8 protein-coding genes, 1 tRNA gene and 2 rRNA genes are annotated in these 14,655 nt (G+C 45.8%); 4 read left to right on the plus strand and 7 right to left on the minus strand.

The window, feature by feature from the left end; translation table 11 throughout:
• Positions 1 to 38: 38 nt before the first annotated feature.
• The gene (locus tag VRK_RS18515; RefSeq protein ID WP_059122985.1) at positions 39 to 1,970 is read left to right on the plus strand and encodes an AsmA family protein; all 1,932 of its coding nucleotides are present in this window, start codon (positions 39 to 41) and stop codon (positions 1,968 to 1,970) included.
• Here the strand turns inward: VRK_RS18515 and VRK_RS18520 are convergent.
• The 4 genes from VRK_RS18520 to typA form a co-directional block, all read right to left on the minus strand.
• Entirely contained in the window at positions 1,956 to 2,873 is a 918-nt protein-coding gene (locus tag VRK_RS18520; RefSeq protein ID WP_059122986.1) for a bifunctional GNAT family N-acetyltransferase/hotdog fold thioesterase, read from the minus strand. The two genes, VRK_RS18515 and VRK_RS18520, sit on opposite strands and share 15 nt — an antisense overlap.
• A gap of 21 nt (positions 2,874 to 2,894) precedes the next feature.
• The gene (dtd, locus tag VRK_RS18525; RefSeq protein ID WP_059122987.1) at positions 2,895 to 3,329 is read right to left on the minus strand and encodes a D-aminoacyl-tRNA deacylase; all 435 of its coding nucleotides are present in this window, start codon (positions 3,327 to 3,329) and stop codon (positions 2,895 to 2,897) included.
• Positions 3,301 to 4,215, minus strand: coding sequence for a virulence factor BrkB family protein (locus tag VRK_RS18530; protein ID WP_059122988.1), 915 nt, complete (start codon positions 4,213 to 4,215; stop codon positions 3,301 to 3,303). The genes dtd and VRK_RS18530 overlap by 29 nt, the downstream gene beginning before the upstream one ends.
• A gap of 230 nt (positions 4,216 to 4,445) precedes the next feature.
• On the minus strand, positions 4,446 to 6,275 hold the full coding sequence (typA, locus tag VRK_RS18535) for a translational GTPase TypA (protein WP_059123228.1): 1,830 nt from the start codon (positions 6,273 to 6,275) through the stop codon (positions 4,446 to 4,448).
• A 543-nt stretch (positions 6,276 to 6,818) separates the two neighbouring features.
• On the opposite strand from typA, the gene glnA reads away from it, so the two are divergent.
• The 3 genes from glnA (at position 6,819) to glnG (ending at position 11,104) form a co-directional block, all read left to right on the plus strand.
• The gene (glnA, locus tag VRK_RS18545; protein WP_059122990.1) at positions 6,819 to 8,228 is read left to right on the plus strand and encodes a glutamate--ammonia ligase; all 1,410 of its coding nucleotides are present in this window, start codon (positions 6,819 to 6,821) and stop codon (positions 8,226 to 8,228) included.
• A 315-nt stretch (positions 8,229 to 8,543) separates the two neighbouring features.
• Positions 8,544 to 9,593, plus strand: coding sequence for a nitrogen regulation protein NR(II) (gene glnL, locus VRK_RS18550; protein WP_059122991.1), 1,050 nt, complete (start codon positions 8,544 to 8,546; stop codon positions 9,591 to 9,593).
• A 107-nt stretch (positions 9,594 to 9,700) separates the two neighbouring features.
• Positions 9,701 to 11,104 (plus strand): nitrogen regulation protein NR(I), encoded by a 1,404-nt coding sequence (glnG, locus tag VRK_RS18555; RefSeq protein WP_059122992.1) that lies wholly within the window; start codon positions 9,701 to 9,703, stop codon positions 11,102 to 11,104.
• A 292-nt stretch (positions 11,105 to 11,396) separates the two neighbouring features.
• Here the strand turns inward: glnG and VRK_RS18565 are convergent.
• From VRK_RS18565 to VRK_RS18575, 3 genes are all read right to left on the minus strand, one after another.
• Positions 11,397 to 11,473, minus strand: a tRNA-Asp gene (locus tag VRK_RS18565).
• A 109-nt stretch (positions 11,474 to 11,582) separates the two neighbouring features.
• Positions 11,583 to 11,698: ribosomal RNA gene (gene rrf, locus VRK_RS18570) — 5S ribosomal RNA — on the minus strand.
• 85 nt (positions 11,699 to 11,783) lie between these two features.
• Positions 11,784 to 14,655 (minus strand): 23S ribosomal RNA (locus VRK_RS18575).

Here is a 14,655-nt window from a genome sequence, read left to right on the forward strand (position 1 = left end):
CCAATCTGTTAGACCGAATGAACCAATGGTCTTAAAAAATGAAAACAGGTATTATCCGGGTATTCCTTATATGTCTTCTACTCATCCTGATAGGGATCACCGTCGGGATCGTGATTATTCAGTCTCGCTATATCACACCTATTGCTCAATGGACCATTCAAGAAATAGGGTTCCCTGAGTTCCATGCCCGGAAAATCAGCTACCAATATCCGTTCCATCTGAAATTTGAACACGTCACACTGTCTCAGCAACTGACACCGATCCAAACCGTGGATGTTTGGCTCAATCCTTATCAGAGCACTCTCAATCAGCTCGCATTCGACAGTGTGCTCATTGATGGTCTCACAGTAGACAGCGAGCAAGCATCTCTCCCGACACCATTAGAGATGTTAAAAATCAACCAGCTCGCTATCCGCAACCTTTCAGTTGCAACCGCTGACGATCTGACGATTCACGGGCTCAATGTGCAAATTCAAAACCCGACGTGGAATAAGACAAACGCCTATCTGCCTTATGGTGATATCCAGCTGTATGCGTCTCAGATCATGTGGCAGGGGGAGACACTCACCGACCTACTCATCACCGGCAGTCATCAACCACAACAGAGTCAGCTTGATAGCCTGACTGCAAAATGGCGAGGCGCTTCACTTTCTTTGCAAGGAAAAACCAACGGAAGACTCTGGTCAATCGAAAACCTAACTACGGACAAATTGAACTTGTCTCTGTCCCAAGTTCAGCAACTATCGTATAAATTCAGAGATCTGATTGAAAAGCACATTGCGCAAATTGATCGACTTGACTTGTTAAACAGCCAACTCAATATGCCACGTATTCAGCTCAATAATTTCGACTTATCTCTCACTGACTTTCGTCCGACCGCATCTGAACCGCTCTGGCAACAGACTCATGCAGAGCTCTCATTGGATGCAGAAAGTCTTGTCCTCGATAAAATGATGTGGGTAGAACCGAGTATCAACCTCATCTTGACTCCCGGTCAGTTAGATGTTGATGACTTTAGTTCAACACTCATGGATGGCCAACTCCATGCGTCCGGCTCAATGACACCGGAGACAATGACTATCCGGGATTTACAGATCCAAAGCATGAAAATGTTTATCGAGTCGGGTTCTGAGCCTGACTTCACTTGGCTTGCATCTCTCATCCCATCATTTAAACAAGTGAACGTCAAACAGCTGAAAATTCGTAATAGTCAGATTATCCAGCTTGCCCACCAGCCTTATTGGCAATTATCAGGGATCAATACGGATATCGATCAGGCTCAACTGCTCAATGCTCAACGGTGGGGATTATGGCAGGGTGATGCGAGGGTTTCCGTCAATAACCTGAGCTATGGAAAGTTCATGGTATCCCAAGGATTAGTCGAAATGCACAGTCAAGAGAATAACTGGATATTGGATCGACTATTTTTTCCTTTCTCTACTAAAGGATATCTGACCGCCAAAGGACAATGGCAATATGGATTGAAAGGTGCGCCATGGCAGTTTTCAGTTGACGCGGATAGCCTCCCCCTGAACCTGTTCAAACATCTTCCACTCCGTATGAAAGGGCTTGCTGACCTGTCAGGTTCAGCCCAGGGGCTTTCCGGAGACTCCGTGATTATCAATCACACTTTAAGTGGCTTATTGAATATGGATATCAGAAATGGTCAACTCCAGCTACCTGATAGCGATGATCAACCAAGAGACTTTATGGTAGACGCCATGCAAATTACCGGAGATCGAGGAAAAATCACCATTCCTGAAGTTCACCTAAAAGCCGACGATCTCAATGCGACCGTCAGTGGTCATTGGGATTTGACTCAATCTGAAGCCGGCTCGTTAACCCTGTCGGTTATCACTGGGGAAAAGCAAACACATTACAACTTACTAAAACCATCAGAAACAGTGCCACTTGACTCTCAGCCCGAAGCTGGTTCCATGCAAGAAACACCGCATTCAGCGACCGATTAAAGACTTATAATTCGGGATCAACATGTATGTTCCGACAAACTGAACCGCAGGTTGTTCCCCGCTTTTGATGGTCACATTGACGATGATTCGAGCTTTACGCCCAGACTCGAGACGATCCAGATCACCACTAATATCATCTAATGAGGTCACAGCGACCGGATTATCCAAAATCGGCTGCCGATAACGAATACGGCTATCGACCATCACAATGTCTCCATAAAGACTACGCTCCCGCATCAGTAACCATGCCATGCCCCACCCTGTCAGCGTTGCTAAGGTGAAAGCGGAACCGGCAAACATCGTATTATGCGGATTGATATTGGGGTTCATCGGTGCGTAACACTCAAACTGATAGCCGGTGTACTGATTGATCTTGATACCCATTTTTTCACTGATCGGGATCTGGTTCTCCCAACGAGCCTGCAACTCAGAACACCACTGCGGTTTGCGCTGAACATTTGCCATCGGATCCAGTGTTTTCACCATCTGTTGATGCCGAACAGGGCCACGTTCATCACTCAACTCACCTCGACGCTCAAAGCCATTCTTCTCATAAAAAGCAATGGCATCTTCTCTGGCATTACATACCAGCCGTTTCGCACCTTCCTGACGGGCGAGTGACTCTAATGTCACCAAGAGCAGTGATCCCATCCCCCGGCTCCGGCGATTCGCTTTCACCGCCATATAACGAATCTGTCCTTCACAGTCAGGAGTAATGTACAAGCGGCCGACAGCCATAGGGCGCCCCCGACTATCGACAATCATCCGATGATGACTCATTGGGTCATATTCGTCCCGTTCTGATCCTAACGGCAAATGCCACGGCTCACGTAGCATTTGCCAGCGAAATAAATAGTATTTATTCAGCTGGTTCTCCGTCTGAGGACTAATAATCTTAAACATGAATTGTCCCTATCTTATTGATTAAACCTGTAACCAGAAGGTCACCGGTCCATCATTCACCAACGCAACTTTCATATCCGCAGCAAAGCGTCCTCTCTCTGTAGGAAGGACACTTGCACACTGCTCAGCGAAATAATCGTACAAGCGCTCAGCATCTACGGGTGCCGCACCACGAGAAAATCCAGCGCGTGTTCCCTTTTTCGTATCTGCCGGTAAGGTAAATTGTGAAACCACTAACACTTCCCCCCCGATTTGTTGAACATTGAGATTCATCTTTCCCTGTTCATCTTCAAACACTCGGTAGGTCGTCACCCGTTCAACCAGACGTTTAGCCTTAGCTTCATCGTCATCTTTTTCAACCCCCAGCAATACCAGCAATCCTTGCCCAATATTTCCCACAACCGAACCGTCCACAGTGACGGAAGCTTCACTTACTCTCTGAATCAGTGCGATCACGACGTGTTCCTTTTTCTCCACCATTATCATCAGTCGATTCATCGGATTCTAACATGTCTTCATGCCAAGATTCATATTCACCCAATGAGGCCGTTACTTCTGCTCCTAATAAGACAATCAACCAAGATAAATAAACCCAGATGAATAAAATCGGAATCGCGGCCAATGCCCCGTATATAACCTGATAAGAGGGAAAGTGTGTAATATAGGCAGCAAATCCTGATTTACTGATTTCAAACAGTAACGCGGCCACTAACGCCCCTGATAAGGCATGGCCTAACTTGACTTTTTTATTCGGAACCAGAACGTACAAACCGGTAAATGCAGCAAACGAGAGTAAGAATGGCAGTCTTCTGAGCACCCACTGAGAAAATCCGTGCAAAGTTTCATTGGAGAGCAAGTTCAGAGATGTCATGTAGGATGTCACAGCAAGACTTGCCCCAACCAGAAACGGGCCTAACGTCAGAACCATCCAATACATTGAAAAAGAGAAAACCCAGCGGCGCTTCTGATGAACCCGCCAGATGTAATTCAACATTTTATCAATATTAGAAATCAGCGTCAGTGCAACGACAAATAAGAATAATCCCCCCAACGCCGTCATTTTGCTCGTATTCGACACAAAATCATGCAATGCCTGATTAACCACTTCACCCGCAGCTGGCAAGAAATGAGTAATAACAAACGATTGAATCACTTCTCCGGCATCATTAAAAGCCGAAAACGCAGATAATACCGACAGTAAAACCGTCACCATCGGAACAAAGGACAACAACGAGATATAAGCCAGATATCCAGCATTGACCTGAATTCGATCGTGAAGAACCCGACGCCATAAGTATCGGAAAAAAGCGGCGCCAGTATCGATGATTTTTTTTGTATTCAATACAGATACCTCATCAGCAAACCGTGGTGATTTTATAGATGACAAAACCGTTGTTTGGAGATGATATATGAGTCAGGGGAATAATCTCATCCCTTTTCTATATCAATTGAGCAAGAATATGCATTTAGGTTAGCAGACTAGCAGGATATTAACCGCGTGACTATCTCCTCCCGCGAATAAAAAAGGCGGAAACATGTTCCGCCTCTATCACATCATCAGTCTATAACGACTTATTTTCCACCACGATGTGCTCTTTTACGATCATTTTCAGTAAGATGTCTCTTACGAATTCGGATACTCGCAGGTGTCACTTCAACCAGCTCATCATCATCGATAAATTCTATCGCTTGCTCTAGTGTGAATTTAATCGCGGGAGATAGAACCTGTGCTTCATCAGTACCAGAAGCTCGAACGTTGGTCAGTTGCTTACCTTTCAAACAGTTTACAGTTAAATCATTTGAACGGTTATGAATACCAATCACTTGCCCTTCATAAACTTCATCAGCGTGTTCAGCGAATAGGCGCCCACGCTCCTGCAAGTTAAACAATGCGTAGGTAAGAGCTTTACCTGTCGCGTTAGAGATCAACACGCCATTATTACGTTGCCCAATAGAGCCACCTTTGTGTGGACCATAATGATCAAAAGTATGGTAAAGCAGACCTGAACCGGAAGTCAGTGTCATAAACTCCGTTTGGAAGCCGATCAAGCCACGAGAAGGCATGACGAAATCCATACGAACGCGACCTTTGCCATCCGGAGACATATCTTTCAACTCACCTTTACGGATACCGATATTTTCCATGATGCCACCTTGATGCTCTTCCATCACATCAATAGTCACCACTTCAAAAGGTTCAAGTAACTGGCCATTCTCTTCTTTCAGAATAACTTCAGGGCGAGAAACTGCGAGTTCAAAGCCTTCACGACGCATATTCTCGATCAAAATCGACAAGTGCAGTTCACCACGACCGGATACTCGGAATTTGTCTGGGTCATCTGTTTGTTCAACACGCAGCGCAACGTTATGAACCAACTCTTTTTCCAAGCGCTCCAGAATATTACGAGATGTGACAAATTTCCCTTCTTTACCAGCAAACGGTGAGGTATTGACCTGGAAAGTCATCGTTACTGTCGGCTCATCAACTGAAAGTGCCGGCAACGCTTCAATGTTGTTCACATCACAAATAGTATCTGAGATTTTCAACTCACCCAGACCAGTAATGGCGACAATGTCACCAGCTGTAGCACGCTCAACTTCGTGTCGTTCCAGCCCCAGATAACCGAGAACCGTCCCAACTTTACCGTTTCTCTTCTTACCATCTGCACCAATAATGCTCACTTGCTGGTTCGATTTAACGGTTCCGCGCGTAACTCGACCAACACCGATAACGCCGACATAAGAGCTATAATCTAACTGGGAAATTTGCATCTGCAACGGCCCATCCAGATCAACATCAGGTGAAGCGACATTATCAACGATGGTTTGGAAAAGAGGTTCCATATTCTCGCCTGTTTCGCCTTCTTCTAGCGAAGCCCAGCCGTTTAGCGCTGAAGCGTAAACCACTTGGAAATCTAATTGCTCATCTGATGCACCTAGATTATCAAATAGGTCAAATACTTGATCCATTACCCAATCAGGACGAGCGCCTGGTCGGTCAATTTTGTTAATAACCACAATAGGTTTCAAACCATGCGCAAATGCTTTTTGCGTGACGAAACGGGTTTGCGGCATTGGACCGTCAACGGCATCAACGATAAGCAAAACAGAGTCAACCATAGACATAATACGCTCAACTTCACCACCGAAGTCCGCGTGTCCAGGGGTGTCAACGATATTGATATGGTGATCGTGCCAGTTAATCGCTGTATTCTTAGCTAGGATTGTAATTCCACGCTCTTTCTCAATATCATTCGAGTCCATGACTCGTTCTTCAACTTCACCGCGAGACTGTAAAGTTCCGGATTGTTGTAATAGCTTATCAACCAAGGTCGTTTTACCGTGGTCAACGTGCGCAATGATCGCAATATTTCTTAGTTTATCAATCTGTGGTGTAGTCATGGATTCATCATCATTGTCAAAGTTCAATTCCCGCTCTTTGATGTAACTGGATTTCGGGATAAAAAAAACGCTCAATAATGTACCAGATTTTGAAGAAATGCCCAGAAATATGTGATCTAAAACAAGCTTATTTCTTCTATTCGTACATCAAGTCACTCTTCTATAGTTTAGCCTTTGGAATCCATCATGTTCAAAAAACAGTTGTGATCAAAATTTTTCACGACCAGAAAGCAGAAAAAACCATCAAATGCCGTTTGACAAATTGCCTATTCATAGGGCTGAATAGAGAGGCGTTTGGCAACTATTGGTGCAACTCAAATTAAATCGCACCACAATAGTGCATTACGCAAATCATTTTAGTGCAATGATTGATAACTGAAAGCTCATTATCTTATTAATGCATTGAATTAAAAGGATTTTTAATCATGGCACGATTTTGGCTAGTAAAGTTTTAGCTTCAGTTAACGTGATGAACACAAAGTTAATTGATGCTTAAACCAAGTCGAGCTTTTACCGATTTTTTAACACTGGAGGTTGTCCAAGATGTCAGTAGAAAATGTTCTATCGCTGATCCAAGAAAACGAAGTTAAGTTTGTTGATTTGCGCTTTACAGATACAAAGGGTAAAGAGCAACACGTTTCTATTCCTGCTCACCAAATCGATGCTGACTTCTTCGAAGAAGGTAAAATGTTTGATGGTTCATCTATTGCCGGCTGGAAAGGAATTAACGAATCTGACATGGTCTTGATGCCAGATGCCTCAACTGCTGTTTTAGACCCATTTACAGAAGACTCCACATTAAATATCCGTTGTGACATTTTAGAGCCGACAACGATGCAAGGTTATGATCGTGACCCTCGCTCTATCGCACAACGTGCTGAAGAATACATGCGTTCTACTGGTATCGCGGACACAGTTCTATTTGGTCCTGAACCAGAATTCTTCCTGTTTGACGATGTAAAATACTCAACTAGCATGTCTGGTTCTTTCTACAAAATCGATGACATCGAAGCTGCATGGAACACTGGCTCAGAGGTCGAAGGCGGTAACAAAGGTCACCGTCCGGGAATTAAAGGGGGTTACTTCCCTGTTGCTCCTGTTGACTCATCTCAGGACATCCGTAGTGCAATGTGTCTGATTATGGAAGAAATGGGACTGGTTGTTGAAGCGCACCACCACGAAGTTGCAACCGCAGGTCAGAACGAGATCGCTTGCCGTTTCAATACTATGACATTGAAAGCAGATGAAATCCAAATCTATAAGTACGTTGTCCATAACGTTGCTCATGCATTTGGTAAAACTGCGACTTTCATGCCAAAACCACTTGTCGGAGACAATGGTTCTGGTATGCACTGTCACCAATCTCTGGCAAAAGACGGTGTCAACCTGTTTGCTGGTGATAAGTACGGCGGTTTGTCTGAAACAGCGTTGTTCTACATCGGTGGTATCATTAAACACGCTCGCGCAATCAACGCATTCGCAAATGCTTCAACAAACTCATACAAGCGTTTGGTCCCAGGATTCGAAGCGCCAGTTATGCTTGCTTACTCTGCACGTAACCGGAGCGCATCAATTCGTATTCCTGTAGTACCAAGCCCGAAAGCTCGTCGTATCGAAGTTCGATTCCCAGATCCAACAGCCAACCCATATCTGGCTTTTGCTGCAATGCTGATGGCGGGTCTAGATGGCATTAAGAACAAGATTCACCCTGGGGATTCAGCAGATAAAGACCTGTATGATCTGCCAGCAGAAGAAGCAGCACAAATTCCAACTGTTGCAGAATCTCTCCAACAAGCATTGGAAGCGTTAGATGCGGATCGTGAGTTCTTAACTGCCGGCGGTGTATTCTCTGATGATTTCATCGATTCTTATATCACTCTGAAATCAGATGATGTGACTCGCATCAATATGACGACTCACCCACTTGAATTCGACATGTACTACTCTGTATAAGTCTGCATTTTATACTCATATTATCAGGCCCGCTTTTAGCGGGCTTTTTTATACCAACCGAAGATTACTTATTGAAATATAATCATAAATCTTTTAGCAAACCTCACAAATAAAGAGCATATCAGGCAAGATAATTGCATTCATATTTAATGTAATAAACCATGGCTACAGTTGTCGTGAAATTGGACTCAAAGCGTTGTTGATCTGACTGATTTCAAAGAAGAGAGACTTGTATTTATCCCTTAGTTAGCCATACTCATTCTATCAACGCACCATTTTTGTGCAATGCGTCATTTTGGAACATGGTAACCACTCATGAGTAGTGAACTTAGTACAACAATATTAAATAATATTGTGACATCCACACTAATACTGGATGAGTCTTTATGTATCCGCTATGCGAACCCTTCAGCAGAACAGTTATTCTCACAAAGTGCCAAGCGGATTATCAACCAACCTCTATCCAATTTAATCCAACATGCATCTCTTGATCTAGCGCTTCTCTCACAACCATTACAGAGTGGCCAAAGTATTACTGACAGTGACGTAACATTTGTGGTTGATGGTAAACCCCTGATGCTAGAGGTCACGGTTAGCCCATTAACTTGGCAGAAAAAATTAATGTTGTTAGTCGAGATGAGGAAAATAGGTCAACAGCGCCGTCTGAGTCAGGAATTAAACCAGCATGCCCAACAACAGGCCGCAAAGTTACTTGTACGGGGATTGGCTCATGAGATTAAGAATCCATTGGGGGGACTGAGAGGAGCGGCACAATTGTTAGAAAGGATGCTCCCGGATCAAAGTCTGACAGAATATACCCAAATTATTATTGAACAGGCTGACCGACTCCGATCTTTGGTTGATCGACTACTTGGACCACAAAAACCAGGGAAAAAACGATCTGAAAATTTGCACTTAATCCTCGAGAAAGTCCGTCAATTGATCGAACTCGATTCACGTTCTCACCTAGTGATTGAACGTGATTATGACCCAAGTTTGCCCAATATTATGATGGATGTGGATCAAATTGAGCAGGCACTACTGAATATTGTTAGTAATGCTGCACAAATTTTGTCATCACAACAACATGGTAAAATCACACTTCGCACCAGAACAGTGCACCAAGCTAATATACATGGACAACGGCACAAGCTTGTTGCCCGAATTGAAATCATTGATAACGGACCAGGAATTCCAAACGAGCTGCAAGATACGCTCTTCTATCCGATGGTCAGTGGAAGAGAAGGTGGTAGCGGACTGGGATTATCGATTTCTCAGAATTTAATTGATCAACATAATGGCAAGATCGAGGTTGAAAGCTGGCCGGGACGGACCGTTTTTACCATCTATCTGCCGATAAATTAATCATGATCCGTTCAAGAATATTAACCAATGAAAGAACCATGTACGGAACAAAAATTTTTAACACTTCGCAAACGTTAGTGACAGATGCTGTTTAAGGAATACTGATTATGAGTAAAGGATACGTATGGGTTGTCGATGACGATAGCTCTATTCGATGGGTGATGGAAAAAACCCTGTCTTCAGCCAACATCAAATGTGAAACGTTCTCCGATGCAGAAAGTGTTCTGATGGCTTTGGAAAGAGAATCACCTGACGTATTAGTATCCGACATACGTATGCCAGGGATCGATGGTATTGAGCTGTTACATCAAGTCCACTCTCGCTCACCAGAGCTCCCTGTCATCATTATGACGGCCCATTCTGATCTAGATGCTGCGGTAAATGCTTATCAAAAGGGGGCCTTTGAATACCTTCCCAAACCTTTTGATGTTGATGAAACACTGACATTAGTCGAACGTGCCATTGCTCACGGCCAAGAACAGCGAAAAGATCAGTCAGGTCGTCTGGCAAATACAGATGATACCCCTGAGATTATTGGCGAGGCTCCGGCCATGCAAGAAGTATTCAGGGCTATTGGACGTCTTTCACGTTCTTCGATTTCTGTCTTGATCAATGGCGAATCAGGGACAGGAAAAGAGCTGGTTGCTCATGCTTTGCATCGGCATAGTCCACGCGCGCAGAAGCCATTTATTGCCTTAAATATGGCAGCAATTCCAAAGGATTTGATTGAGTCGGAGTTATTCGGTCATGAAAAGGGAGCATTTACCGGTGCCAACAACGTCCGACAGGGGCGTTTTGAACAAGCCAATGGCGGGACACTCTTTCTGGATGAGATAGGAGACATGCCACTCGATATTCAGACCCGATTACTACGAGTTCTGGCCGACGGACAATTTTATCGTGTTGGCGGACATTCAGCGATCAAAGTGGATGTACGAATCGTTGCCGCAACGCATCAAAATCTTGAGAAACTGGTTCATCAAGGTAAGTTCCGGGAAGATCTGTTCCATCGTTTGAATGTCATCAGAATTCAAATCCCAGCACTCAGAGAGCGTCGTCAGGATATCGAGAAGCTAACTAAACATTTTTTAGCTCTTGCAGCCAAAGAACTCGGTGTGGAGATGAAAACCTTGCATCCCAAATCATTGGAGATTCTGAATCGTCTCGATTGGCCGGGTAATGTGCGGCAGTTAGAAAACATGTGTCGTTGGCTAACTGTTATGGCAAGTGGTACCGAAGTTCTTCCGAATGACTTACCTTCAGAACTGCTGTCAGAAAAGAAAAATATTGAATTCGACAATGATACCAGTTGGCAGAAACAATTAGATGCTTGGGCAAGAACAGCCCTGTCCGCCGGAGAGACGGATCTCCTATCTTATGCTTTGCCTGAATTTGAGCGAATTCTTTTGGAAGCGGCATTAAACCATACTAATGGGCATAAGCAGGATGCAGCAAAAGTACTGGGATGGGGGCGAAATACATTGACTCGAAAATTAAAGGAACTCTATTAATCCCTCAGTTATTCTTTCGAGAGCAAAATCTACTTCGGTGACTATTTCTCTATCCAATAGAAAATAGTCACTACTTCTCACCATACTCACGGTGACTGATGCGCCACCGCTAGCCATTTGTAATCTCCAAGTAAAAAGACGAGTAACCTGATTAATGGCCACTTTGTTTAAAAAAGAAAGGCTAACCCACTGAACAACCGCGCTACTTTCACCCGCCGCTAAAGTGACAGGAATCAATCTCTCCGTCAGATACGAAAAAACCCCAGCATTGCTGCTGAGGTCTTCAAATCAGTGGCGGAGCGGACGGGACTCGAACCCGCGACCCCCGGCGTGACAGGCCGGTATTCTAACCAACTGAACTACCGCTCCACTGGTATCTCGCTCTAAATAAAGTCTTACCAACAACTGCTTTATTTAGGTTATCTTGGGGAGTGTGCAGCAGATTAGATGCAAACAAGAACCAAGATAAACAATTAAAGCCTGGCGATGTCCTACTCTCACATGGGGAGACCCCACACTACCATCGGCGCTGTTTCGTTTCACGACTGAGTTCGGCATGGAATCAGGTGGGTCCAAAACGCTATCGTCGCCAAGCAAATTCTTAAAATTCGGAAAGCTGTTTTTGTTCTCTACACAATCAAATTATTCCTACTGAGCCACAAAACCCCTTCGGTGTTGTATGGTTAAGTCTCACGGGCAATTAGTACAGGTTAGCTCAACGCCTCACAGCGCTTACACACCCTGCCTATCAACGTTCTAGTCTCGAACAACCCTTCAGGACAGTTAAACTGCCAGGGAGAACTCATCTCAAGGCTCGCTTCCCGCTTAGATGCTTTCAGCGGTTATCGATCCCGAACTTAGCTACCGGGCAATGCGATTGGCATCACAACCCGAACACCAGAGGTTCGTCCACTCCGGTCCTCTCGTACTAGGAGCAGCCCCTTTCAATTCTCCAACGCCCACGGCAGATAGGGACCGAACTGTCTCACGACGTTCTAAACCCAGCTCGCGTACCACTTTAAATGGCGAACAGCCATACCCTTGGGACCGACTTCAGCCCCAGGATGTGATGAGCCGACATCGAGGTGCCAAACACCGCCGTCGATATGAACTCTTGGGCGGTATCAGCCTGTTATCCCCGGAGTACCTTTTATCCGTTGAGCGATTGGCCCTTCCATTCAGAACCACCGGATCACTATGACCTGCTTTCGCACCTGCTCGAGCCGTCACTCTCGCAGTTAAGCGGGCTTATGCCATTGCACTAACCTCACGATGTCCAACCGTGATTAGCCCACCTTCGTGCTCCTCCGTTACTCTTTGGGAGGAGACCGCCCCAGTCAAACTACCCACCAGGCACTGTCCTCACCCCGGATAACGGGGCCAAGTTAGAACATCAAACATACAAGGGTGGTATTTCAAGGTCGGCTCCACAATCACTAGCGTGACTGCTTCAAAGCCTCCCACCTATCCTACACATGTAGGCTCAATGTTCAGTGCCAAGCTGTAGTAAAGGTTCACGGGGTCTTTCCGTCTAGCCGCGGGTACACTGCATCTTCACAGCGATTTCAATTTCACTGAGTCTCGGGTGGAGACAGCGTGGCCATCATTACGCCATTCGTGCAGGTCGGAACTTACCCGACAAGGAATTTCGCTACCTTAGGACCGTTATAGTTACGGCCGCCGTTTACCGGGGCTTCGATCAAGAGCTTCGCCTAAGCTAACCCCATCAATTAACCTTCCGGCACCGGGCAGGCGTCACACCGTATACGTCATCTTACGATTTTGCACAGTGCTGTGTTTTTAATAAACAGTTGCAGCCACCTGGTATCTGCGACTCTCATCAGCTCCATCCGCAAGGGACTTCACCAGCAAGAGCGTACCTTCTCCCGAAGTTACGGTACCATTTTGCCTAGTTCCTTCACCCGAGTTCTCTCAAGCGCCTTGGTATTCTCTACCCGACCACCTGTGTCGGTTTGGGGTACGATTTCTTGTGAACTGAAGCTTAGAGGCTTTTCCCGGAAGCATGGCATCAATGACTTCATCACCGTAGTGACTCGACATCGTGTCTCAGCCTATCGTAGAGCCGGATTTGCCTAACTCTACAGCCTACGCACTTGAACCTGGACAACCGTCGCCAGGCCCACCTAGCCTTCTCCGTCCCCCCATCGCATTCACAACAAGTACGGGAATATTAACCCGTTTCCCATCGACTACGCCTTTCGGCCTCGCCTTAGGGGTCGACTCACCCTGCCCCGATTAACGTTGGACAGGAACCCTTGGTCTTCCGGCGGGGAGGTTTTTCACCCCCCTTGTCGTTACTCATGTCAGCATTCGCACTTCTGATACCTCCAGCAGACTTTACAATCCACCTTCAACGGCTTACAGAACGCTCCCCTACCCAATATGATAAATCATATTGCCGCAGCTTCGGTTTACAGCTTAGCCCCGTTACATCTTCCGCGCAGGCCGACTCGACTAGTGAGCTATTACGCTTTCTTTAAATGATGGCTGCTTCTAAGCCAACATCCTAGCTGTCTGAGCCTTCCCACATCGTTTCCCACTTAGCTGTAATTTGGGACCTTAGCTGGCGGTCTGGGTTGTTTCCCTCTCCACGACGGACGTTAGCACCCGCCGTGTGTCTGGATAGTACTTACTGGTATTCGGAGTTTGCAAAGGGTTGGTAAGTCGGGATGACCCCCTAGCCTTAACAGTGCTCTACCCCCAGTAGTATTCGTCCGAGGCGCTACCTAAATAGCTTTCGGGGAGAACCAGCTATCTCCGAGTTTGATTGGCCTTTCACCCCTAGCCACAAGTCATCCGCTAATTTTTCAACATTAGTCGGTTCGGTCCTCCAGTTGATGTTACTCAACCTTCAACCTGCCCATGGCTAGATCACTCGGTTTCGGGTCTATATCCAGAGACTAAACGCGCAGTTAACACTCGCTTTCGCTACGGCTCCCCTAATCGGTTAACCTTGCCACTGAATATAAGTCGCTGACCCATTATACAAAAGGTACGCAGTCACCCCATAAAAGAGGCTCCTACTGCTTGTACGTACACGGTTTCAGGTTCTATTTCACTCCCCTCACAGGGGTTCTTTTCGCCTTTCCCTCACGGTACTGGTTCACTATCGGTCAGTCAGGAGTATTTAGCCTTGGAGGATGGTCCCCCCATCTTCAGACAGGATATCACGTGTCCCGCCTTACTCGTTTTCACTTAAACAACGCCTTCGGTTACGGGGCTATCACCCTCTCTCGCGTGCCTTTCCAGACACTTCACCTAACGCTGTAAAAGCTTAAGGGCTAGTCCGATTTCGCTCGCCGCTACTTTCGGAATCTCGATTGATTTCTTTTCCTCGGGGTACTTAGATGTTTCAGTTCTCCCGGTTCGCCTCATTAACCTATGAATTCAGTTAATGATAACTGCTGCTGCAGTTGGGTTTCCCCATTCGGAAATCGCAGACTCAAGTGGCTCTTACTGCCTCATCTACGCTTATCGCAAGTTAGTACGTCCTTCATCGCCTCTGACTGCCAAGGCATCCACCGTGTACG

It is taken from the genome of Vibrio sp. MEBiC08052 (assembly GCF_001506075.1).
GTDB lineage: Bacteria > Pseudomonadota > Gammaproteobacteria > Enterobacterales > Vibrionaceae > Vibrio.

What these genes read in the sequence shown, in the direction of transcription:
- VRK_RS18520 (WP_059122986.1), bottom strand. Translation starts at nt 2,873, where the DNA reads ATGTTTAAGATTATTAGTCCTCAGACGGAGAACCAGCTGAATAAATAC.
- glnA (WP_059122990.1), top strand. Translation starts at nt 6,819, where the DNA reads ATGTCAGTAGAAAATGTTCTATCGCTGATCCAAGAAAACGAAGTTAAG.
- VRK_RS18515 (WP_059122985.1), top strand. Translation starts at nt 39, where the DNA reads ATGAAAACAGGTATTATCCGGGTATTCCTTATATGTCTTCTACTCATC.
- typA (WP_059123228.1), bottom strand. Translation starts at nt 6,275, where the DNA reads ATGACTACACCACAGATTGATAAACTAAGAAATATTGCGATCATTGCG.
- glnL (WP_059122991.1), top strand. Translation starts at nt 8,544, where the DNA reads ATGAGTAGTGAACTTAGTACAACAATATTAAATAATATTGTGACATCC.
- glnG (WP_059122992.1), top strand. Translation starts at nt 9,701, where the DNA reads ATGAGTAAAGGATACGTATGGGTTGTCGATGACGATAGCTCTATTCGA.